This window comes from Achromobacter sp. GW823-FHT04E03 (assembly GCF_058796095.1).
In genome coordinates, this window is the sequence record NZ_JBXAIJ010000002.1 from 647535 (window position 1) to 668843 (window position 21309).

Sequence of the window (21309 nt, forward strand, 5' to 3'; positions counted from 1 at the left end):
AAAGGAGGTCATCCCCATGAAGCAGGTCTATCGTCTGGAACTTGAAGAAGCGCGCGTGATGGTGCGCGCGGCCATCGCCAAATCGGAAGAGATCGGCGTGCTGGAGACGATTTGCATCGTCGACGACGGCGGCTATCCCATCGCGCTGGAACGCATGGACGGCGCCCGCATCACCGGCCCGCAGATTGCCTGGAACAAGGCATTCACAGCGGCCGGGCACAAGCGTTCCACGCATCTGTTCAACACGCCGCCCAACGGTCCCGCGCTGCCCGGCAACGAAGCGTTCGGCATCCAGTGGAGCTTTGACGGCAAGTTCGCCGTGTTTGTCGGCGGCTTTCCCATTGTGGTCAACAACGAAGTGATCGGCGGCGTGGGCCTGAGCGGCGGCAACGGCGAACAGGACACCAAGGCTGGTCTGGCCGCGCTTGCGGCACTGGCGACGCTGCTGGAGCCGCGCGGCATGAAAGTGCTGGTCGAGGCTGACATCAAGAAATAAGCGAGGCCGGCCATGGCATACCGCGTGCATATCCTGCAAACCGACGAGTCGTTCCAGGTCGAAGAAGGCGAATCCGTGCTGCAGGCCGCCGAACGCTCGGCGGTGAAGCTGCCGCACGAGTGCACCTTCGGCGGCTGCGGCACCTGCCGCATCAAGCTGGAATCCGGCGCCGTGGAGTACGAAGAGTTCCCCATGGCCCTGACACCCGAAGAAGCGGCCGAAGGCTACGCGCTGGCCTGCCAGGCCCGGCCCCTGGGCGATCTTTGCATCAGCGTGGCCAGCAGCCGGCAGTCGTTTCCCGAACCGCGCCGCCTGCCCGCCACCATCCACCGCATCGAGCGCTTATGCGATGACGTCATCCACCTGACGCTGGCGCTGCCAGAGGCGGGCCTGGAGTACGTGCCGGGCCAGTACATGAACGTGGTGCTGCCCGACGGCGAGACGCGCAGCTTTTCCATGGCTTCCGCACCCGCCGGCAACCTGGTGGATTTCCATGTGCGTCGCATTCCCGGCGGCCGTTACACCGATCAGTGGCTGGGCCAGGCGCAAGCCGGCGCCGGCGTGGAGATCGAAGCGCCGCTGGGCGTATTCAGCTACCACGAGGAAGACTGGCGGCCGCTCATCATGATGGCCACGGGGACCGGCATCGCGCCGATCAAGGCCATCCTGGAATCGCTGCTGGACAACGAGGACTGCCCGCCCGTCACGCTCTACTGGGGCATGCGCACCGAAGCAGACCTGTATCTGCGCGACGAGATCGAAAGCTGGGCGGGGCGGCTGTACGAATTCAACTTCGTGCCGGTGCTGTCGCGCGCGGGCGCCGATTGGCAGGGCCGCCGCGGCCATGTGCAGCAGGCGGTCCTGGAGGACCACCAGGATCTGTCCGAGCACGCCTTCTACCTGTGCGGCGCGCCGGACATGATCCACGAAGCCAAGAGCCTGCTGGCCGCGCGCGGCGCCAGCCTGGATCACATGTACTCCGACAGCTTCACCTTCCAGCACGCGCTGGCCGCGGCCTGAGCGGCCGCGCCTAGCGGTACACCAGCACCGGCAGCTTGGTGCGCGCCAGCACGCGCTGGGTTTCGCTGCCCAGCAGGAAGCCCGTCATGCCGTGGCGGCCGTGCGAACCCATGACGATCAGGTCGCAGCCCTGGTTCTGCGCCGCCTCGACGATGGCTTCGTGCGGATGGTCGTTGACCGTGACCACGGCATTGCATGGCACCAGCGCGTGGCGCGCTTCCATTTCCAGGTTGTCCAGGTAGGTTTGCGCATTCTTGCGCGCCTGGTCGGTGTGGTGCGCCTGCGTGGTGCCCAGCATTTCGGCCTGGTAGACCAGCAGATGGTCCTCCGGAATGGCGCGGATGAGCGTGACGGTGGCTCCCATTTCCTTGGCGAAAACAAGAGCGCGCTTGAAAGCCGATTCAGACAGCAGGGAGCCGTCCACGGCGACGAGCAGGTGCTTATACATGTTGCCTCTCCTTTAGGAAAAGGAATCGGGAGCAACTAGCCAATCCAGTATAGGCTCGCCGCCAGGTGCAAGCCAGTCCTGCATACGGACGAGGCGCCCGGGCGGCAGTCTTCGCATATTTCCCAAAGCGGCCGAACCCGCGCTTCAACATAACCTCATATCGACTAAGTATTTTTCGGCGCCGCGCGGCGATGACAGAATCGGTTCGACTTCTTGAACCCACCGCCGGAAACGACCCTTCATGTCATCGCCACGTCACCAGGCTCACGCCCGCGTCCTTGCCATCGCCGGCAGTCCATCGCAGCGCTCCCGTTCCTCGGTGCTGCTGCGGCACGCCGCCGGGATCCTGCAGCGGCGGGGCTTGAGCGTGGGAGAACTGGGCTTGCGCGATATCCCCGCCGAAGACCTGATAGAAGGCAACTACGCCGGCCCCGCGGCCAACGCGCTGCGCGCACGCGTGGCGGCGGCAGACGCGGTGGTGATTTCCTCGCCGGTCTACCAGGCTTCCTTTTCCGGCGGGTTGAAGGCGGTGTTGGACCTGCTGGATCCCAAGGCGTTGGCCGGCAAGGTGGTGTTGCCCATCGCCACGGGGGGCAGCCCGGCGCATCTGTTGGCGCTGGAGTATGGCTTGAAGCCCGTGCTGTCAGCGCTGGGCGCGCGCCACATCCTGGCGGGCGTCTACGCCACCGATACGCAGGTTCGCCTGGACGAATTCGGCGCGCGCGAGATAGACGGGGAGGTCAGCCGGCGGCTGGATGACTCGGTGGAGCGTCTGTCCGAGCTGGTCTTGCCGCGCGTCGCCGTTTCCAGCCCATCCTACGATCTGGGCCGGCTCGCGTTGGCGGGCGCCTTCAGCGTCTGACCGATGCGCCGCGCCCACGCCCGCAACGCTCCCGACGCCCCGGCTCTGCGCTGGCTGGGAGGCGCGCTGCTCGCCGCACTTTGGCTGGGCGGCAGCGAGACGGCCAGGCCGGCGCTGCCGGCGTTGAGCCTGCTTGCGCCGCTCCTGTACCAGACGGTGCGCGGCATACGCGCGGCGGATCCGGCGCTGGTCGAAACCGGTCGGTCTCATGGCTTGAACGGCTGGGCGCTCTATTGGCATGTGCTGCTGCCGGGCGCATTGCCGTTCATCCTGACGGGCCTGAGGCAGGGGCTGGGACTTCTATGGCTGACCCTGATCGCATTGGAACTGTTCGCGACGCCGACGCGACTGGGAATTCCGCAATGGCTGGGCAGCGGTCCGCCGGGTGCGACGACGCTGTTGCTGGCGATTGCGCTCTACGCGGCTCTCAGCGTGGGCTCGGGGGCGTTGGTAAGCGCGCTGGAGCGCTGGCTGCTGCGCTGGAGGCCGCGATGATGTTCATCAATCCCAACGAATTCGAGCTATTGCAGCACCTGGACGTGCGCCAGCCGACGGAGCCGGACGAAGCGCCCGAGGCCGAGCCGCAGGCTGCGCTGCGCGTGACCTTGCGCAAGCTCGCCAAGCGCCACGGCGACCGCATTGCCTTGCAGCCGCTGGACCTGGAGATCGCGGCCGGCGAGTTCGTGGCCGTGGTCGGGCGCGCCGGCAGCGGCAAGAGCACCTTGCTGCATCTGCTGGCCGGCAAGCTTGCGCCCAGCGGCGAGCAAGGTGGCGAGCCGGGCCGTCCGCCGCTGCTGTTCGACAACTTTCCCGTCTGGGAGCCCGACGCCCGCGTGCGTCTCTTGCTGTCGGACTCACGCCTTTTGCCCTGGAAGACCGTGTTGCACAACGTCGCCCTGGGGTTGCCCGGCACGGCGCCGGCGGCCGAAGCGTTGCGGCAGGTCGGACTGGACGGCCGCGGCGGCGAGTGGCCCGCGCAGCTATCCGAACCGCAGCGCCAGCGCGTGGCGCTGGCCCGGGCCCTGGCGCGCCGTCCCGGCTTGTTGTTGCTGGACGAGCCTTTCCAGGAGCTGGATTCGCTGAGCCGCATCGAGGCGCAGCGGCTGCTGGAGGATCTCTGGCGCCAGCAGGGCTTTACCGCCGTCTTGGCGACCGACGACGCGGCCGAGGCCGTGGCGGTGGCGGACCGCATCCTGGTGCTGGACGAAGGCGGCGTGGCGCTGGACGAGCGCGTCGGCCTGGCGCGTCCCCGCGTGCGCGGTTCGGCCGCTGTCGCCGCCCTGGAGGCCCGCGTGCTGCGCGCCGCCTTGCGTCAACAAGACACGCCGGACGCTGGCCGTCCCTTGGCGCCCGTCATCCAGATCCGGCACCTGAGGCTGGCGGTCTGAGACCGCGCCCGGCGATTCCCCCATGGGCGGCATGACGCCGCCCTTTACCCCAGGAGCAAGACCATGAGCATTCAATCCATCAACGCCCGCAACCAGTTCCGCGGCAAGATCAAGGAGATCATCCTGGGTCCGGTGGTGTCCGAGGTGGACGTGGATACGCCGGCCGGCATCGTGACCTCGGTGATCACCACCCGGTCGGTCAAGGAGCTGGGCCTGGAGGTCGGCACCGAGGTGCTGGCTTTCGTCAAGGCGACCGAGGTTTCCGTCGCCAAACTGTGAACCGAGGCAGACCCACGCCGGCGCTTCCCCTGCGCCGGGGTTAGGCATATATTGTCAGCGCGATATCCGGCAGTTCCTCCTGGCTTGTGGCTTTACGCTTGGCGATACACGGAGAACGGAAAATGCGTCGACTGCAACAATGGTTCATCGGCTGGTTATGCCTGGGGTTGGCGGTCTGCCTTCCCGCCACGGCGCAGACCAAGCTGGACAACGCGCAACTGGATCAGTTGATGGCGCCCGTGGCGCTGTATCCGGATTCGCTGCTCTCGCAAATCCTCATGGGTGCGACCTACCCCGACGATGTCGCGGCGGCCGCCAAATGGTCGGCCGCCCACACCTCGGAATCCGGAGACCAGGCCGTCAAGGCGGTCGAGGGCGAGTCCTGGGATCCCAGCGTCAAATCCCTGGTGGCCTTCCCCTCGGTCATGGACATGATGGGCCGCCAGCCTGACTGGGTGAAATCCGTGGGCGACGCCTTCCTGGCGCAGCCCGACGCCGTCATGGATTCGGTCCAGCGGCTGCGCGTCCAGGCGCAGAAGGCCGGCAACCTGAAGAGCACGCCGCAGCAGAAGGTCACCTCCAGCACCACCAACGACAAGACCGTCGTGGTGATCGAGCCGGCCGATCCGCAGGTGGTGTACGTGCCCAGCTACAACCCGACGGTGGTGTACGGCACCTGGGCCTATCCCTCCTATCCGCCTTACTACTATCCGCCGCCTCCGGGCTCGGTGTTCGCCACCTCGCTGGTGGCCGGCATCGGCTTCGGCCTGGGCGTGGCCGCGGTCAACTCGATGTGGGGCGGGTTCGACTGGGGGCATAACGACGTCGACATCGACGTCAACCGCTACAACAACATCAACGTCAACCAGCGCATAGACCGCAACAACATCAACAACAATAGAACGACCTGGCAGCACAACCCGGCCAACCGCGGCAATACGCCGTATGCCGACCAGGCCAGCCGCCAGCGCTTCGACAGCCAGCGTCAGGCCGGCGTGCAGAACCGGGCGCAGGGGGGCCGCGCGCCGGGCGCAGCGGCAGCGCCGAACTCCCGCGATGCCGCGCGCCAGCGCGCGGCGCAGTCGTTCGAAGGCCGTACCGGGCAGTCCATACCCGGCCATTCCGAACCGGGCGCGGGGCGCGGCCAGGGGGCGGGCAGGGGAGACGCCGCGGCCAATCGCGGGCAGGGACAAGGGCAGCGGGCCGGACAAGGCGGGCAGGGCGGACAAGGCGCCCGCGACCGGGCGCAGGGCGGCGGGCAGGCGCAGCACAGCCGGCCTGCCTCCAGCGTGTCCACGCAGGACCGCCAGGCCGCGGCCCAGCGCCAGCGCGCCGACGAAGCGGCCGCACGCGACCGCGGCCGCGCTTCCAATAGCGCCAACGCGCTGAGCGGCGCCGGCAACGGCGACCAGATGCGGCAGCAGCACACGCGCAGCGAGATGAGCCGCGGCGGCGGTGGCGGCCCGCGCGGCGGCGGACATGGGGGCGGCGGACGCGGCGGTGGCGGCGGCGGACATTTCGGCGGCCGGAGATAAGCATCATGGACAAGGGAACTCTCATGACCATTGCTCGTTTGCGCGCGCTGGGCGCCGCGTCGCTGCTGGCGCTGGGCCTCGCGGCCCCCGCCGCGGCGCAAAGCCTTTATCCGAGTCCGCAGGCCGCCGCCGACGCCTTCGTCGACGCCATGGCCACCAGTGACCTCGACAAACTGGCCAAGGTGTTGGGGCCGAATCATCGCAAGATCGTGCCGGGCGGCGTGGCGCAGGACGACATCTACCGTTTCCTGGCGGCCTGGTCGCGCAAGCACGAGATCGTGGCCGATGGCGGCCGTTCCTGGCTGGCGGTCGGGGATTCGGGCTGGACGCTGCCCGTACCCATCGTGCGCGCCGGGCAGGGCTGGCGTTTCGACCCGGCGGCGGGCACGGCGGAAATCCGCCGCCGCGCCATCGGCCGCAACGAACTGACCGCCATCGAAACGCTGCGCGAGCTGCAGGCCGCGCAGGGGCGATACAAGGACAGCGTGGGCCAGGGACGCTACGCGAGCCGCCTGGTCAGCCGTCCGGGACAACGCGACGGGCTGTACTGGCCCGAGGTGCCGGGCGCACCGCAGCAGGCCTACGGGTTGGACGCGCTCAGCATGGGGCCGGAGGTGCCGCTGGACGACGCTTACTACGGCTACCGGTACAAGGTGATACCGGGCGCGGACGGAGGCTCGTACCGAATCGTGGCCTGGCCGGCGCGCTACGGGCAGACGGGCATCGACTCCTTCGTCGTCGGTCCCGACGGGCGCGTGTTGGAAGCCGACCTGGGACCCGCGTCCGCGGCACGCGCCGCGGCCTTGCGGGAACGCGATATCAGTGCCGGAACCTGGACCGACGCCGACGCGCAACCCGTTGGCAGCAAATGATTTTTCCGGCTTCCGAAGAGTAATCGGGACACGCCTGTTGCTGGGTCGCAACAGGCGTGTCCGTTTGTCCGCATCGGGTAGCGCGACGCCCTTTTGTCAGCCCGCTGTGCCTAAAATGGCGAGCACCGGGACCCTGCCCGATACCCCTTTGCCGGACCTAGAAATTGAACCCCATGCATTTTGTCCGCTACGCCCTCTTCGGCGTAGGGATGGCGCTTAGCGCCGCGGCGGCCTCGGCCCCGATTTTCGTCCTGAACTCCCTGGACGCCAACGTCAGCATCGTCGATCCGGCCACCTACAAGGAATTGCGGCGCGTGCCCACGGGCAAGGAGCCGCATCACCTGTACCTGACTCCCGACGAAAAGTCGCTCATGGTGGCCAACGCCACCAGCGATTCGATCACGCTGATGGATCCCAAGACCGGTGAAGTGCAGCGCACGCTGACCGGCATCGTCGATCCCTACCAGTTGCAGTTCTCGCCGGACATGAAGTGGTTCGTGACCGCGGCCAACCGCCTGGACCACATCGACATCTATTCCTGGCATCCGCTGGAAAAAGGCTTCGACCTCAAACTGGTCAAGCGCATCCAGGCCGGCAAGACGCCCAGCCACATCATGATCGACAAGGCCAGCACCACGGCCTACGTGACGCTGCAGGACAGCGATCAGCTCATCGCCATCGACCTGGCCACGCAGACGCCGAAATGGACGGTGTCGGTGGGCAAGACGCCTGCGGACGTATTCCTGACGCCCGACCAGAAAACCCTGCTGGTGGCGCTGACCGGCGACTCCTACGTCGAGGCCTACGACGTCAGCAACGGCCCGGCCAAGCTGGTGACGCGCATCAAGACCGCCGCGGGCGCCCACGCCTTCCGCGCGCAGGGCGACCACCGCCACCTGTTCGTCAGCAACCGCACCGCCAACTCCATCAGCCGCATCGACCTGCAGACGCTGGCCGTCACCGACACCTTCCCGGTGCCCGGCGGTCCCGACTGCATGGACGTGCTGGCCGATGGCAAGACCCTGCTGGTCACTTCGCGCTGGGCCCGCAAGCTCACCGTGGTGGACCTGGAGCAGAAGAAGGTGGTCAATCAGGTGCCGGTGGGCAAGTCGCCTCACGGCGTCTGGACGCTGAACCATGCTCCTACGAGATAAGCGCGTCCACGCCGCGGTGATGCTTGCGCTGGCCTTTCCCAGCATGGGAATGGCAGCGCCAGCGACCTGCGACAAGCCTGTCTACCTGACGTTCGATACCGGCCACATGGGCGTGGCCCCGCTGATCGCGGACGTATTGGCCCGCCACAACGTCAAGGTCACTTTTTTCCTGGCCAACGAGCGCACGCTGACCGACGGCTCCAGCCTGGATGACGTGTGGGCGCCCTGGTGGAAGGCGCGCGCGGCGGAAGGCCATGTCTTCGGCTCGCACACCTATGACCACGTCTATTGGCAGGCGGATCTTCCTGGCGGCAAGTTCCGCGTCAAGCCCAGCGCCGGCCCGGACGCGGGCAAGCGCGCCGAATGGACGCCCGAGCAGTATTGCGCCGAGATCAAGCGGTCCGTCACCCGTTTCCATCAGATGACGGGCAAGAACATGCTGCCGATCTACCGCGCGCCGGGCGGCAAGACCTCGCCTGCGCTGCTGAAGGCGGCCAAGGCCTGCGGCTTCGAGCACGTGGGCTGGGCGCCCGCCGGCTTCCTGGGCGATGAACTGCCCAGTGATAAATACCCCAACGCCCGCCTGCTGGACCAGGCGCTGCGCACCATCAAGCCCGGCGACATCCTGCTGGCCCACCTGGGCATCTGGTCGCGCCAGGATCCGTGGGCGCCAGCCGTGCTGGAGCCGCTGATTGAAGGTTTGCAGCGCAAGGGCTATTGTTTTGCTACCTTGGACACGCACCCGTCCTATCGCGATTGGATCGCTAATCATCACTGATCATGGATACGCTTAGTCAATTGTTCGGAGAGTGCCAGCAATGGCTCTTCGAAACGGCGATTCAGCCCGCGCTGTTCCACCTGGGCATGAGCAACTTCATCGAGGACGGCTACGACGCCACCATGTGGCTGCTGGTCGGCCTGCTGCAGATTGTCGTGCTGGTCCTGGTGTTCGGTCCCCTGCAGCGCATGCGCCCCGTGGAGGCGGTTACCGACCGTCGCCAGATCGGCATTGACGTGCTGTACACGCTGATCCACCGGCTGGGCGCTTTCCGCCTGCTGCTGTTCTTCACCATCGACCCATTGTGGGACAGCGTGTTTGGTCAGCTGCACGTCTGGGGTTTCGCGCCTTTCCAGCTGGACCAGTACTGGCCCGGCGTGACGGACAAGGCCTGGGTCAGCCTGATCATCTACCTGTTGCTGTTCGACGCGGTGGACTACATCTACCACCGTGCCCAGCACCGTTTCGGCTGGCTCTGGGCTTTGCACGCCGTGCATCACAGCCAGCGCCAGATGACCATCTGGAGCGACGACCGCAACCACCTGCTGGACGATATGCTGCGCGACGTGCTGGTGGTGTTCGTGTCGCAACTGGTGGGCGTGCCGCCGGCGCAGTTCGTCATGGTGGTGGCCATCACTCAGCTGGCGCAGAGTTTCTCGCACGCCAATCTGCGCATGCATTTCGGCGCCATCGGCGAGCGCCTGCTGGTCAGTCCGCGCTTTCACCGCCACCACCATTCCATCGCCTACGACGCCTCCACGCCGGGTCCGGTGGGCGGCTACAACTTTGCGGCGCTGTTTCCCATCTGGGACGTACTGTTCCGCACCGCCCGCTTCGGCGTGGGCTACGGCCCCACGGGCATTCATGACCAGCAGGCGGAACTGGGCGGGCGCGATTACGGCCGCGGCTTCTGGTCGCAGCAGTGGCTGGGCTTGAAACGCATGGTGGGCCGCGACCGCGAACCCGCCGCCGCGCCGCCGTCGCCGCCGGCCTCGGTTGAACGCGCCTGAAAGCGGCCTGGCCTCAAAGGCCGCGCATGAAAAAACGAGCCCGCTGGGCTCGTTTTGTTTTGGGCGGGCAGGGAATTCCGTTTCAGGGTTGCGCGTCGTGCGTGGTTTCGCGCTTGATCTCGCCGTGCCGGCGTTCCATTTCCTGGCGCAGTTCGCGGCGCAGCCGGGCGGCTTCCATGCGTTGCTTCTCTTCCAGGTTGCGCGGTTCCAGCGGCGGCACCGCGGTCGGCGCGCCCTGATCATCCACCGCAACCATCGTGAAATAGCAGCTGTTGGTGTGGCGCACGAGCTTCTTGCGGATGTCCTCGGTGACGACCTTGATGCCGATTTCCATGGACGTGCGGCCGGTGTAGTTCACCGCCGCCAGAAAGGTCACCAGTTCGCCCACGTGGATCGGTTCGCGGAACACGACCTGGTCCACGGACAGGGTCACCACATATTGGCCGGCGTACCGGCTGGCACAGGCGTAGGCCACCTGGTCCAGGTACTTGAGGATGGTTCCGCCGTGCACATTCCCTGAGAAATTCGCCATGTCCGGCGTCATCAGGATGGTCATCGACAATTGGTGGCTAAAGGCTTCGTCCATGGCGGGCGTTCAATCTTGGATAAAACGCCTATGGTAGCGGCAGGCGCCTGTCATGGCTGCGTCTTTTCAGCGGCTTCCGGGGTTTCTTGCGTCGCTTCTTCGGGAGGGGCGTCGCGCAGCAGGGCGGGGGGCGTCCACAATCCGTCCAGCAGGGCGGGTTCCGGCGCATACACGCGCAGCAGCACGCTGACCGCGCCGGCGGCAGGCAGCGGCAGCCAGTTGGACTGTTCCTCGGGCGCGGGCGGCGCATGGCTGATGCGCAGGTCCAGCGAACCGTCGGCGTTGTAGCGCAGCGGGTCGCGGTCGCCCAGCGCGTAGCGGTTCAGTGGATTGGCCGACGGCATGCCTTGCGCGTCATAGGCCGCCAGCGACCACAGCGCCGCGGCGGGCGGCAATTGGCCGCTTTCGAAATGCAGCGTGTAGCCATGCGCGCCATCCAGCGGTGCGCCCTGGCTGTCGGCCGCCAGCAGCAGCACGCTCAGGTCTTCGGGCAGGCCCGCGCCCGGCTGCGCCTGCGCCGCCAGGGCGCGCCGCAGATAGGAATTGCCGTAGACGCCGATGCTGGCGGTTTCCTGGTGCCAGCCGTTGACGCTGCGCACCGTGGCGCCGGCTGCCGCCGTCATGCGCTCGCGCGCCGCCCGCAGGCCGCGGCGCAAGCCCTGTTTGGCAGGATGGTCGAGCTGGGCGAAGTCGAATGGCCGGCCGGCGACCAGCCCGGCGCCGCGCAGCCTGGCCAGCACCGGCTGGTCGGTGGCATGCGGCGGGTTCTTGCGCAGCAGCTCCGCCGCATATTCGAAGTAGGCGTCGGTCGGCATGGATTCGACCTGCTCGCGCACGGGGATGCGCAGATTCAGGGAAGGATCGGCCTTCAACCGCTGCGCCTGCGCGGGCAGGTTCCATTGCGCCAGCGGCGTCACCAGGAAGCCGTCCTGCAAGGCGTGGACCGCGGGGTAATCGGCAGGCCCATCGGCCTGGATCAGATTCTTGGCCCAAACATAGGCGGTGGGCGCGTCGATGCGCGCCATGCCCGAGGGCAGCACGCCGTTCCAGCCCGGCGGAACGATCACGGTATTGCCCTTGGCCGTGCCGGTGCTGCGCTTGCCCAGCGTGGCGAACACGTCGGTCCACATGTCCAGCAGCGTCAGCGTATAGAGCCGGCCTTGGGTATCCGGCACCGACAGCACCACCGGCCCGGACGTCAGGTCCAGCCAGCCGACGCTGCGCAGCATGTCGGGGTTGGCCCAGGGCGTGGCGGCGCCCGGCTGCGGCAGCGCACGCGCGTGCAGAAAGGTGTTGGCCGGCGCGCCGTCGTTGCCGCGGGACGGATGGGTGAACTGGCGGCGGGTCAGGTCCATCGTGACCAGCGGATAGAAGTACAGATAGCCTTCCATGCCCGCCTGGTGGGCGGCCTCGGTGGCCGCCGCCGCGGGAGTCAGCGCGGCCGGGGCCGCGCGGGTCAGCGTGGCGGGCGCGAGCGCGGCGGTGATGGACAGGGCCAGGGCAACAAGGCGGCGCATCGGCGCTCCTACGGTCATGCGGAAAACAGGAGGGAAGGCTGGAGGCGCGGCGTCCCCGAATGGGGAGCGTGGGGGCCAGTCCAGGCAGCCGGGAATGGTAGCAGCCGCAGGATCATCCAAAATCTGCGAAAAAACCCTATTTCGCCGCCAAATTTCAGACATAAGGAAGCTCTCTTTGGGGCCGGATGCCATGGCGCGTCCGTCCCGCAAAGCCTATACTTGGAAAAATATCCTTGGAAACCGTAGGGCTTTTTGCTTCGGCCAGCCAACGGCTTCCTCCATTTCACCAGGAGAGGAGTGTTTCATGGTCAACATGAATCGCCGCCAGTTCTTCAAGGTGACCGGTGCGACGCTGGCAGGCTCCAGCCTGGCTTTGCTGGGGGCAGCCCCCGGCACGGCCATGGCCGAAGTCCGCCAGTACAAGCTTGCGCGCATGACTGAAACGCGCAACACCTGTCCCTACTGTTCGGTCGCCTGTGGACTGCTGATGTACGGCTTGGGCGACGGCTCCAAGAATGCCCGTGCCAGCATCATGCACATCGAAGGCGACCCCGACCACCCCGTCAACCGCGGCACGCTCTGTCCGAAGGGCGCTGCCCTGATCGACTTCATCCACAGCCCCAACCGCCTGAAGTACCCGGAATACCGGGCTCCAGGTTCGGACAAGTGGGTGCGGATGTCGTGGGACGACGCCCTGACCCGCATCACCAAGCTCATGAAGGCGGACCGCGACGCGAACTTCGTCGAGAAGACCGCGGACGGCAAGACCGTCAACCGGTGGCTGACCACCGGCATGCTGGCGGCCTCGGCAAGCAGCAACGAGGTCGGCTACATCACGCACAAGACTGTGCGCAGCATGGGGATACTGGCGTTCGATAACCAAGCCCGTGTCTGACATGGCCCGACGGTGGCAGGTCTTGCCCCGACGTTTGGCCGTGGAGCGATGACGAACCATTGGGTCGACATCAAGAACGCGGACGTAGTACTGATCATGGGCGGCAATGCCGCCGAGGCCCACCCTTGCGGGTTCAAATGGGTCACGGAAGCAAAGGCCCATAACAAGGCAAAGCTGATCGTCGTGGATCCGCGCTTTACGCGCTCGGCATCCGTGGCGGACTTCTACGCGCCCATACGCACCGGCACCGACATCATCTTCTTGGGCGGCGTCATCAAGTATCTGCTGGACAACGACAAGATCCAGCACGAGTACGTGCGCAACTACACGGACTTTTCCTTCATCGTGCGCGAGGACTTCGCGTTCGACGCAGGCCTGTATTCCGGCTACGACGCCGAAAAGCGCACCTACAACAAGGCCAGCTGGGACTACGAGCGCGGCGACGACGGCTACGTCAAGACGGACCCGACGCTGGCGCATCCGCGCACCGTCTACCAGTTGCTGAAGAAGCACTACTCGCGCTACACCGAAGACATGGTCGAGCGCGTCTGCGGCACGCCCAAGGACAAGTTCCTGAAGGTGTGCGAGATGCTGGCTTCCACTGCCACCACCAACCGCGCCGCGACCATCCTCTACGCGCTGGGGTGGACGCAGCACTCCATCGGTTCGCAGATCATCCGCACGGGCGCGATGGTGCAGCTGCTGCTGGGCAACATCGGCATCGCCGGCGGCGGCATGAACGCGCTGCGCGGGCACTCGAACATCCAGGGCCTGACCGATCTGGGCCTGATGTCGAACCTGCTGCCCGGCTACATGACCCTGCCCAACGAGCCCGAGCAGGACTACGGCAAGTACATCGAGTCGCGCACGCAGAAACCCCTGCGGCCCAATCAGCTTAGCTACTGGCAGAACTACAGCAAGTTCCACGTGAGCCTGATGAAGGCCTGGTGGGGCAAGTCCGCCACGGCCGAAAACAACTGGGCGTTCGACTACCTGCCCAAGCTGGACAAGCTCTACGACATGCTGCAAGTCTACGAGCTCATGAACCAGGGCAAGATGAATGGCTACATCGCCCAGGGCTTCAACCCCCTGGCGGCCGCGCCCAACAAGGCCAAGCTGAACGCCGGTTTCGCCAAGCTGAAATTCCTGGTCATCATGGATCCGCTGGTCACCGAGACCTCCGAGTTCTGGCGCAACGCGGGCGAGGCCAACGATGTGGATCCGTCCAAGATCCAGACCGAGGTCTTCCGTCTGCCGACCACCTGTTTCGCCGAGGAAGACGGCACGCTGGTGAACTCCGGCCGCTGGCTGCAATGGCACTGGAAGGGCGCGGAGCCTCCGGGCGAAGCCAAGAGCGACATCGAGATCATGGCGCTGCTGTTCACGCGCCTGCGCAAGATGTACCAGGACGAGGGCGGCAAGTATCCCGATCCCATCGTCAACCTGTCGTGGCCGTACTCCAATCCGCAGAATCCCACCGCCGAAGAGCTGGCCAAGGAATACACCGGCAAGGCACTGGTGGAACTGACCGACCCCAAGGATCCGTCCAAGGTCACCCGCAAGGCCGGCGAGCAACTGGCCGGCTTCGCGGAACTGCGCGACGACGGCTCCACCATCAGCGGCTGTTGGATCTTCGCGGGCGCCTGGGGGCCTGGCGGCAACCTGATGGCGCGGCGCGACAACAGCGACCCGACCGGCATCGGCCAGACCCTGAACTGGGCCTGGGCGTGGCCGGCCAATCGCCGTATCCTGTACAACCGCGCCTCCTGTGACGTGGCGGGCAAGCCCTTCGATCCACGCCGCAGCCTGATCTCCTGGAACGGCAAGTTCTGGACCGGCGCGGACATCCCCGACTTCAAGGGCGATGAAAATCCCGACGGCGGCATGGGTCCGTTCATCATGAACCCCGAGGGCGTGGCGCGCTTCTTCGCGCGGGCGGGCATGGCCGAAGGGCCGTTCCCCGAACACTACGAACCCTTCGAGACGCCGCTGGGCTACAACCCGCTGTATCCGAAGGCCAAGGGCGTCACCAGCAATCCGGCCGCGCGGGTCTTCAAGGACGACCTGGCCGCGATGGGCACCGTGGACAAGTTCCCCTACGTGGCCACGACCTACCGCCTGACCGAGCACTTCCACTACTGGACCAAGCACGTCCGCATCAACTCGATCCTCCAGCCGGAGCAGTTCGTGGAGATCGGCGAGGCGCTGGCCAAGGAATTGGGCATTGCCAACGGGTCGCGCGTGAAGGTGTCGTCCAACCGCGGCTACATCAAGGCGGTGGCGCTGGTCACCAAGCGCTTGCGCGCGCTGACCATCGAGGGCAAGACCGTGCACCACGTGGGCATCCCCATCCACTGGGGCTTCGTGGGCCTGGCCAAACCCGGCTTCCTCACCAACACCCTGACGCCGTTCGTGGGCGACGGGAATTCCCAGACGCCGGAATTCAAGTCGTTCCTGGTGCAGGTCGAGAAGGCCTAAGGAGACCGACATGTCCATGCAATCCCTAGACATCAAGCGGCGCTCCGCCACCACCACGCCGCCGCCGGGCATCCGCGAGCCCGTCACGGGCTCGGTGGCCAAGCTGATCGACGTCTCCAAGTGCATCGGCTGCAAGGCTTGCCAAAGCGCCTGTATGGAATGGAACGATCTGCGGGACGAGATCGGCACCAACGTGGGCGTCTACGACAACCCTGCCGACCTGACCGAGCATTCCTGGACCGTCATGCGCTTCTCCGAATACGAGAATCCGCAAGGCGACCTGGAATGGCTGATCCGCAAGGACGGCTGCATGCACTGCGAGGATCCGGGCTGCCTGAAGGCCTGTCCCTCGCCGGGCGCCATCATCCAGTACAACAACGGCATCGTGGATTTCCACGAAGAGAACTGCATCGGTTGCGGCTACTGCATCACTGGCTGTCCGTTCAACGTGCCGCGCATCTCCAAGAAAGACCACAAGGCGTACAAGTGCACCCTGTGTTCCGACCGCGTGGCCGTCGGCCAGGAGCCGGCCTGCGTCAAGGCCTGTCCCACCGGCGCCATCGTCTTCGGCACCAAGGAAGACATGACGCAGCACGCCGAGGAACGGATCGTCGACCTCAAGTCGCGCGGCTTCGACAAGGCCGGCCTGTATGACCCGCAGGGCGTGGGCGGCACCCACGTCATGTACGTGCTGCATCACGCCGACCAGCCCGGGCTGTACCACGGGCTGCCCAAGGACCCGCAGATCAGCCCCATGGTTTCGCTGTGGAAGGGCCTGGCCAAACCGCTGGGCGTGGCCGCCATGGCCCTGACCGCGCTGGCGGGCTTCTTCCACTACGCCCGCGTTGGCCGCAACGAGGTGTCCGAGGAAGACGAACGCCGTGCCGAAGAGGAGGTGCGCCATGAGTGAAGACCGCCATCACCGCCGGATCAAGCGCTACACGCCAGGTGAGCGCACCAACCACTGGATCATCGCCTTCACGTTCATCCTGTTGGCACTGTCCGGGCTGGCGTTGTTCCACCCGTCCATGTACTGGCTGACCAACCTGTTCGGGGGCGGTCCCTGGACGCGCATCCTGCATCCCTTCATCGGGATCGTGATGTTCGTCTGCTTCGTCGTGTTCGCCGGACACATGTGGCGGCACAACCTCATGACGAAGGCCGACCGCCAGTGGATGCGGCAACTGAACGACGTGGTCGAGAACCGCGAGGAAAAGCTCCCGGAAGTCGGCAAGTACAACGCCGGCCAGAAGCTGCTGTTCTACGTGTTGATCCTCTGCATGCTGGGCCTGTTCGTCAGCGGCATCGTGATCTGGCGCGAGTACTTCGCGTTCTACTTCCCGATCTGGGTCATCCGCGCCGCCTCGGTGGTGCATGCCGTCAGCGCGCTGGTGCTGATCTGCGCCATCATCGTGCACATCTACGCTGCCATTTGGGTCAAGGGTTCGCTGACCGCGATGCTGCGCGGGTATGTGACGGCGGGTTGGGCGTGGAAGCATCACCGCGCCTGGTTCCGCGAACAAATCAGAAAATAAAGCTGACGGGGCGCGCTGGCAGGCGCGTCCCGCTTGCTCTGCGGCAAATGGGCCTCTCCTGGCGCCCACGCATCCGCCCAACGGCTGCTATCCTTCTCCTTGAAGGCTGGCAGCCGTGTTTTTTTATCTGGAGACGCAAGTGCAGCGAATTCTTCCGCGCGGCGAGATCGAAGCGCTAGACCATAACCGCATTCCCCAAGTCAGCCTGCCGGACCGCGCGTCGGTTTTTGCCACGCGTGCAGCCCGCTTGCGGCAGCTGGCGGCGGATAGCCCGGTGGCCGACTACCTGCTGCTGATGGCGCATCTGGTCGACGCCCAGCACCGCGCCCTGCAGGATTGCGCCGCGCCCGCGGCCTCCGAGGAGCGCATTTCGCTGGCGCAGGCGCATGGCATGCCGCCCCTGCAGGCCGTGGGCTGGCCGCGCGACCCCTTGTGGCGCAACATCCTGGGCCAGCTGCTGGACCACGTCGCCAGCGCCAAGGACGTGCCGGCCGAGGCCATCGAAGTCTGCGCCGGCCTGCGCCGCGCGCTGACCGAGTCCCCGGAGTCGCTGGAGGATCTGGCCGAGGCCGTGCTGTCCGAGCAGGACCAGGGCGTGGACGGCGCCGCCGCTCCCTTCGTGATGGCGGCCCTGCAAGTCTATTGGACCGATCTGGCCAGCCGTTTCGACGAAAAGCAGTTGCCAGTGGCCAGTCCCTTCGGCGTCTGTCCCGTTTGCGCCAGCCTGCCGGTGGCCAGCGTGGTCCGCGTGGGCGGGCAGTTCGAAGGCTACCGCTACCTGTGCTGCAGCCTGTGCGCGACCCAGTGGCACATGGTGCGGGTGAAATGCTCGCATTGCGAAGACGTGGAATCGGTGGCCTACCAGGCCATCGAGGGCCGCACGCCCGCCATCAAGGCCGAAACCTGCGACCACTGCCACACCTATCGCAAGATCTTCTACCAGGACAAGGACCTGCAGGTGGAACCCGTGGCCGACGACCTGGCCAGCCTGATGCTGGACGTGCTGGTCGGCGAGGCCGGCTATTCGCGGGCCAGCGGCAATCCGTTGCTGTGGCACGGATCGGAGCCGGGAGCAGAGCAGTAATGGCCGCGCCAGCGCCTGCAGGCGGCGTGGCCGCGGTCTCGGAGATCCCGTCGCTGGACCGGTTGCTGAATGCACCGGCCATGCGCGCCGCGCTGGACGTGCACGGCCGCACGCAGGTGGTGGCGGCCCTGCGCCGCGATCTGGACGCGATGCGCGAACGCGCGCTGGCCGGCGGGTTGCCGCGCCAGGAATTGGAAGCCGAGGCCGTGGCGGCGCGCGTGGCCGCGGCCCTGGCCCGCGCCGCCGAGCCCAGGCTGCGGGCCGTGTACAACCTGACCGGTACGGTGTTGCACACCAATCTGGGCCGGGCGCTGCTGCCCGACGAGGCGGTGGCGTCGGTGCTGCGCGCCCTCACCACTCCCGCCAACCTGGAGTTCGACCTGGACACCGGCGGGCGCGGCGACCGCGACGACCTGATCGACGAACTGTTGTGCGAACTGACGGGGGCCGAGGCCGCTACCGTCGTCAACAACAATGCGGCCGCCGTATTGCTGATGCTCAATGCCCTGGCAGACCGGCGCGAAGTCGTAGTGTCCCGGGGCGAACTGGTCGAGATCGGCGGCGCGTTCCGCATTCCGGACATCATGAAGCGCGCCGGGGCCAAGCTGGTCGAAGTCGGCACCACCAACCGCACCCATGCCGCCGATTACGAAAACGCCATCGGCCCGCGTACCGCCATGCTGATGAAGGTGCATTGCAGCAACTACGCGGTCACCGGTTTCACCAAGAGCGTGAGCGTGGCCGAGGTGGCGGCGCTGGCGCACGCGCGCGGCCTGCCCGCTACCGTGGACCTGGGCAGCGGCACGCTGGTCGACCTGACCCAGTTCGGCCTGCCCAAGGAAGACACCGTGCGCGAAACCATCGCGGCCGGCGCGGACCTGGTCACCTTCAGCGGCGACAAACTGCTGGGCGGCCCGCAGGCCGGCCTGCTGGTGGGCCGCAAGGACCTGATCCGCAAGATCAAGAAGAATCCGCTCAAGCGCGCGCTGCGCGTCAGCAAGCTGACGCTGGCGGCCTTGGAGCCGGTGTTGGGCCTGTACCGCGCGCCCGAATTCCTGGCCGATCGCTTGACCACGCTGCGCTTGTTGACCCGCCCGCAACGCGACATCCAGCCGCAGGCCGAGCGCCTGCGCGGCGTCCTGGCGCATGCGGCGGGCGAGCACTACGCGGTAGAGGCCGTGCCCATGTTCAGCCAGATCGGCAGCGGCGCCTTGCCCGTGGACCAGCTGCCCAGCTACGGCCTGGCCGCGCGCTACACCGGCAGCGGCCGCGCCGGCCGGCACCTGGACAAACTGGAGACGCAATTGCGCCGCCTGCCCGTGCCCGTGATCGGCCGCATTGCGGACGACGCCCTATGGCTGGATCTGCGTTGCCTGGAAGCGCGCGACGAACCGGCCTTCACCGCGCAACTCGCGGAGCGCCTGGCGTGATCATCGGCACCGCAGGCCATATCGATCACGGCAAGACCACGCTGGTGCGGGCGCTGACCGGCATCGATACCGACAGGCTCAAGGAAGAGAAGGCGCGCGGGATTTCCATCGAGCTGGGCTATGCCTACACCCCGTTGCCCAACGGCGACGTCCTGGGCTTCATCGACGTGCCCGGGCACGAGAAGCTTGTGCACACCATGGCGGCCGGCGCCAGCGGCATTGATTTCGGCCTGCTGGTGGTGGCGGCGGACGACGGCGTCATGCCGCAGACGCGCGAACACCTGGCGATCCTGACCCTGCTGGGCGTGGAACGCGGCGCGGTGGCGCTGACCAAGACCGACCGCGCCGATGCCGGGCGGCTGCAGGCAGTGCGCGCGGAAATCGCCGAACTGTCCGCGGGTACCTTCCTGCAGGATGCGCCGCTATACGCCGTATGCGCGTCGCAGGCCGGCGACCCGGGCGTGGCGGAACTGAAAGACTATCTGCACGGCGAGGCTCAAGCCCTGCGCCAGCGCGACAGCGCGGGCCTGTTCCGGCTGGCCGTCGATCGCGTGTTCACCCTGGCCGGCCACGGCACGGTGGTGACAGGCACGGCCCATGCCGGACTCGCGCGGGCGGACGACGACGCTGCCGACCTGCGGCTGATGCCTGCCGGCACACGCGTACGCGTGCGCAGCATCCATGCCCAGAACCAGCGCAGCGAAACCGGCGCGGCCGGCCAACGTTGCGCCTTGAATCTCGCCGGCATGGACAAGAACGCCATCGCGCGCGGCGACTGGATCGCGGATGCGCGCTGCTTTTTGCCGTCGCGCCATGTCGACGTGGCGCTGACGCTGCTGGCAACCGCCGACGCGCCGGTGCGCGCATGGGCGCCGCTGCATGTGCACATCGGCGCCGCGCGCCACGTGGCGCACGTGGTGCCGCTGAGCGCGGAATCGCTTGCCCCGGAACAGTCCGGCTGGGTGCAGCTGGTGTTCGACGAACCCGTCTGCGTCATGCCGGGCGACCGCTACATTGTGCGCAACGCGCAGGCCACGCGCACGGTCGGCGGTGGCCGGGTGCTGGACCCGAACGCTCCTGACCGCAAGCGCCGGTCCGCCGCGCGCATGCAGTGGCTGCAGGCGCTGGCGGCCATGCTGGACGGCGCCGGCCTGCATCCCGTGCTGCAGCACGCTGCGCTGGGGCTGGACGAAGACGCCTTGCAGCGCCTGACGGGCAAGCCTGTAAATGAGATCGCTGCGCCGCCCGCTGCGGTATGGCTGGAGGCGCGCACGCCGCAGGCGCCGCGCACCCTGATCCTGACTGCCCATTGGGACGCGCTGCGCGCGCGCGTGGAACAGGCGCTGGCGGCCTTCCATCAAGGCGCGCCCGACGAGCCAGGCCCTGACGGCCCGCGCTTGCGCCGCATGGCCATGCCCGTCGGCCCGGATGAGCTGTGGCAGGCGGCGCTGGACGATCTGCAGCGCGATGGCCGCATCGTGCGCAATGGCCCCTGGCTGCACCTGCCGGGTCATAGCGCAACCTTGGCGCCCGAGGAGTCGGCGCTGGCCGGGCGCGTGCTGCCTCTGCTGGCGGCCGGCGCCTTCGACCCGCCCTGGGTGCGGGATCTCGCCCGCACGCTGGGCGAGCCCGAGGACCGCATGCGGCAGCTGCTGCGCAAGCTGCTGCGGCGCGGCGAAGTGGCCCAGGTGGTGAAAGACTTGTTCTATCACCGCGACCAGGTGGCGGCGTTGGCAGTGCTTGCGCAAGGCCTGGCGGCGCAGCCCGCGGGCTTGAACGCCGCGTCGTTCCGCGACGCCACGGGCCTGGGCAGAAAGCGCGCGATCCAGATCCTGGAGTTCTTCGACCGCGTGGGGTACACGCGGCGTTTGCGCGACACGCACGTGTTGCGCCAGGAAAGCGCCTACGGAAGCCCGCGGCAGGCGCAGTAACCCGGTATCAT

Annotated in this window: 20 protein-coding genes; 17 read left to right on the forward strand and 3 right to left on the reverse strand. The window is 67.0% G+C overall.

Annotated elements, in window-relative coordinates; genetic code table 11:
• Positions 1-16 precede the first annotated feature (16 nt).
• On the forward strand, positions 17-496 hold the full coding sequence (locus AC1RHV_RS14340; RefSeq protein WP_013391063.1) for a GlcG/HbpS family heme-binding protein: 480 nt from the start codon (positions 17-19) through the stop codon (positions 494-496).
• 12 nt (positions 497-508) lie between these two features.
• Positions 509-1516 carry a 2Fe-2S iron-sulfur cluster-binding protein gene (locus tag AC1RHV_RS14345; RefSeq protein ID WP_492301143.1) on the forward strand — a complete coding sequence of 336 codons (1008 nt, stop codon included), beginning with the start codon at positions 509-511 and terminating at the stop codon, positions 1514-1516.
• A 10-nt stretch (positions 1517-1526) separates the two neighbouring features.
• On the opposite strand, the gene AC1RHV_RS14350 is transcribed toward AC1RHV_RS14345, so the two are convergent.
• Positions 1527-1964: a universal stress protein gene (locus AC1RHV_RS14350; RefSeq protein ID WP_054455315.1), complete on the reverse strand. Its 438-nt coding sequence runs from the start codon at positions 1962-1964 to the stop codon at positions 1527-1529.
• A gap of 241 nt (positions 1965-2205) precedes the next feature.
• Between AC1RHV_RS14350 and ssuE the strand changes: the two genes are divergently transcribed.
• The 9 genes from ssuE (at position 2206) to AC1RHV_RS14395 (ending at position 9842) form a co-directional block, all read left to right on the forward strand.
• On the forward strand, positions 2206-2826 hold the full coding sequence (gene ssuE, locus AC1RHV_RS14355; protein ID WP_054455313.1) for an NADPH-dependent FMN reductase: 621 nt from the start codon (positions 2206-2208) through the stop codon (positions 2824-2826).
• A gap of 3 nt (positions 2827-2829) precedes the next feature.
• Positions 2830-3321, forward strand: a complete 492-nt coding sequence (locus tag AC1RHV_RS14360; protein WP_119449914.1) for an ABC transporter permease subunit — start codon at positions 2830-2832, stop codon at positions 3319-3321.
• On the forward strand, positions 3318-4214 hold the full coding sequence (locus tag AC1RHV_RS14365; RefSeq protein ID WP_192330547.1) for an ATP-binding cassette domain-containing protein: 897 nt from the start codon (positions 3318-3320) through the stop codon (positions 4212-4214). Before AC1RHV_RS14360 ends, AC1RHV_RS14365 begins: the two co-directional genes overlap by 4 nt.
• A 63-nt stretch (positions 4215-4277) precedes the next feature.
• Positions 4278-4493 (forward strand): TOBE domain-containing protein, encoded by a 216-nt coding sequence (locus AC1RHV_RS14370; protein WP_054455309.1) that lies wholly within the window; start codon positions 4278-4280, stop codon positions 4491-4493.
• Positions 4494-4615: 122 nt separating this feature from the next.
• Positions 4616-6028, forward strand: coding sequence for a DUF3300 domain-containing protein (locus AC1RHV_RS14375; RefSeq protein WP_119449916.1), 1413 nt, complete (start codon positions 4616-4618; stop codon positions 6026-6028).
• Positions 6029-6033: 5 nt separating this feature from the next.
• On the forward strand, positions 6034-6900 hold the full coding sequence (locus tag AC1RHV_RS14380; RefSeq protein ID WP_054455305.1) for a DUF2950 family protein: 867 nt from the start codon (positions 6034-6036) through the stop codon (positions 6898-6900).
• Between the two features lie 173 nt (positions 6901-7073).
• The gene (locus tag AC1RHV_RS14385; protein ID WP_054455303.1) at positions 7074-8054 is read left to right on the forward strand and encodes a YVTN family beta-propeller repeat protein; all 981 of its coding nucleotides are present in this window, start codon (positions 7074-7076) and stop codon (positions 8052-8054) included.
• Positions 8038-8832 (forward strand): polysaccharide deacetylase family protein, encoded by a 795-nt coding sequence (locus AC1RHV_RS14390; RefSeq protein WP_166738279.1) that lies wholly within the window; start codon positions 8038-8040, stop codon positions 8830-8832. Before AC1RHV_RS14385 ends, AC1RHV_RS14390 begins: the two co-directional genes overlap by 17 nt.
• Before the next feature lie 2 nt (positions 8833-8834).
• On the forward strand, positions 8835-9842 hold the full coding sequence (locus AC1RHV_RS14395) for a sterol desaturase family protein (RefSeq protein ID WP_492301147.1): 1008 nt from the start codon (positions 8835-8837) through the stop codon (positions 9840-9842).
• A gap of 82 nt (positions 9843-9924) precedes the next feature.
• Here AC1RHV_RS14395 and AC1RHV_RS14400 read toward each other — a convergent pair whose 3' ends face one another.
• Together AC1RHV_RS14400 and AC1RHV_RS14405 are read right to left on the reverse strand one after the other, a co-directional pair.
• The gene (locus AC1RHV_RS14400; protein WP_119451221.1) at positions 9925-10428 is read right to left on the reverse strand and encodes an acyl-CoA thioesterase; all 504 of its coding nucleotides are present in this window, start codon (positions 10426-10428) and stop codon (positions 9925-9927) included.
• Between the two features lie 50 nt (positions 10429-10478).
• Entirely contained in the window at positions 10479-11945 is a 1467-nt protein-coding gene (locus tag AC1RHV_RS14405; protein WP_492301150.1) for a DUF1254 domain-containing protein, read from the reverse strand.
• Between the two features lie 304 nt (positions 11946-12249).
• Between AC1RHV_RS14405 and fdnG the strand changes: the two genes are divergently transcribed.
• From fdnG to selB, 6 genes are all read left to right on the forward strand, one after another.
• Entirely contained in the window at positions 12250-15318 is a 3069-nt protein-coding gene (gene fdnG, locus AC1RHV_RS14410) for a formate dehydrogenase-N subunit alpha (RefSeq protein WP_147400263.1), read from the forward strand.
• 10 nt (positions 15319-15328) lie between these two features.
• Complete coding sequence (gene fdxH / locus AC1RHV_RS14415; RefSeq protein ID WP_054455293.1) at positions 15329-16228, forward strand: formate dehydrogenase subunit beta; 900 nt, start codon at positions 15329-15331, stop codon at positions 16226-16228.
• On the forward strand, positions 16221-16853 hold the full coding sequence (locus tag AC1RHV_RS14420; RefSeq protein WP_119451218.1) for a formate dehydrogenase subunit gamma: 633 nt from the start codon (positions 16221-16223) through the stop codon (positions 16851-16853). Before fdxH ends, AC1RHV_RS14420 begins: the two co-directional genes overlap by 8 nt.
• A 139-nt stretch (positions 16854-16992) precedes the next feature.
• Entirely contained in the window at positions 16993-17937 is a 945-nt protein-coding gene (fdhE, locus tag AC1RHV_RS14425) for a formate dehydrogenase accessory protein FdhE (protein WP_054455896.1), read from the forward strand.
• A complete protein-coding gene (selA, locus tag AC1RHV_RS14430; RefSeq protein WP_492301154.1) occupies positions 17937-19367 on the forward strand; it encodes an L-seryl-tRNA(Sec) selenium transferase in 1431 nt (476 codons plus the stop codon). The genes fdhE and selA overlap by 1 nt, the downstream gene beginning before the upstream one ends.
• Positions 19364-21298, forward strand: coding sequence for a selenocysteine-specific translation elongation factor (gene selB / locus AC1RHV_RS14435; RefSeq protein WP_492301156.1), 1935 nt, complete (start codon positions 19364-19366; stop codon positions 21296-21298). The genes selA and selB overlap by 4 nt, the downstream gene beginning before the upstream one ends.
• The last annotated feature ends 11 nt before the right edge of the window (positions 21299-21309 follow it).

Bases quoted from the DNA above. Each gene is read 5' to 3' on its own strand.
- AC1RHV_RS14340 (WP_013391063.1), top strand. From the start codon at position 17: ATGAAGCAGGTCTATCGTCTGGAACTTGAAGAAGCGCGCGTGATGGTG.
- AC1RHV_RS14345 (WP_492301143.1), top strand. From the start codon at position 509: ATGGCATACCGCGTGCATATCCTGCAAACCGACGAGTCGTTCCAGGTC.
- AC1RHV_RS14350 (WP_054455315.1), bottom strand. From the start codon at position 1,964: ATGTATAAGCACCTGCTCGTCGCCGTGGACGGCTCCCTGCTGTCTGAA.
- ssuE (WP_054455313.1), top strand. From the start codon at position 2,206: ATGTCATCGCCACGTCACCAGGCTCACGCCCGCGTCCTTGCCATCGCC.
- AC1RHV_RS14360 (WP_119449914.1), top strand. From the start codon at position 2,830: ATGCGCCGCGCCCACGCCCGCAACGCTCCCGACGCCCCGGCTCTGCGC.
- AC1RHV_RS14365 (WP_192330547.1), top strand. From the start codon at position 3,318: ATGATGTTCATCAATCCCAACGAATTCGAGCTATTGCAGCACCTGGAC.
- AC1RHV_RS14370 (WP_054455309.1), top strand. From the start codon at position 4,278: ATGAGCATTCAATCCATCAACGCCCGCAACCAGTTCCGCGGCAAGATC.
- AC1RHV_RS14375 (WP_119449916.1), top strand. From the start codon at position 4,616: ATGCGTCGACTGCAACAATGGTTCATCGGCTGGTTATGCCTGGGGTTG.
- AC1RHV_RS14380 (WP_054455305.1), top strand. From the start codon at position 6,034: ATGGACAAGGGAACTCTCATGACCATTGCTCGTTTGCGCGCGCTGGGC.
- AC1RHV_RS14385 (WP_054455303.1), top strand. From the start codon at position 7,074: ATGCATTTTGTCCGCTACGCCCTCTTCGGCGTAGGGATGGCGCTTAGC.
- AC1RHV_RS14390 (WP_166738279.1), top strand. From the start codon at position 8,038: ATGCTCCTACGAGATAAGCGCGTCCACGCCGCGGTGATGCTTGCGCTG.
- AC1RHV_RS14395 (WP_492301147.1), top strand. From the start codon at position 8,835: ATGGATACGCTTAGTCAATTGTTCGGAGAGTGCCAGCAATGGCTCTTC.
- AC1RHV_RS14400 (WP_119451221.1), bottom strand. From the start codon at position 10,428: ATGGACGAAGCCTTTAGCCACCAATTGTCGATGACCATCCTGATGACG.
- AC1RHV_RS14405 (WP_492301150.1), bottom strand. From the start codon at position 11,945: ATGCGCCGCCTTGTTGCCCTGGCCCTGTCCATCACCGCCGCGCTCGCG.
- fdxH (WP_054455293.1), top strand. From the start codon at position 15,329: ATGTCCATGCAATCCCTAGACATCAAGCGGCGCTCCGCCACCACCACG.
- AC1RHV_RS14420 (WP_119451218.1), top strand. From the start codon at position 16,221: ATGAGTGAAGACCGCCATCACCGCCGGATCAAGCGCTACACGCCAGGT.
- selA (WP_492301154.1), top strand. From the start codon at position 17,937: ATGGCCGCGCCAGCGCCTGCAGGCGGCGTGGCCGCGGTCTCGGAGATC.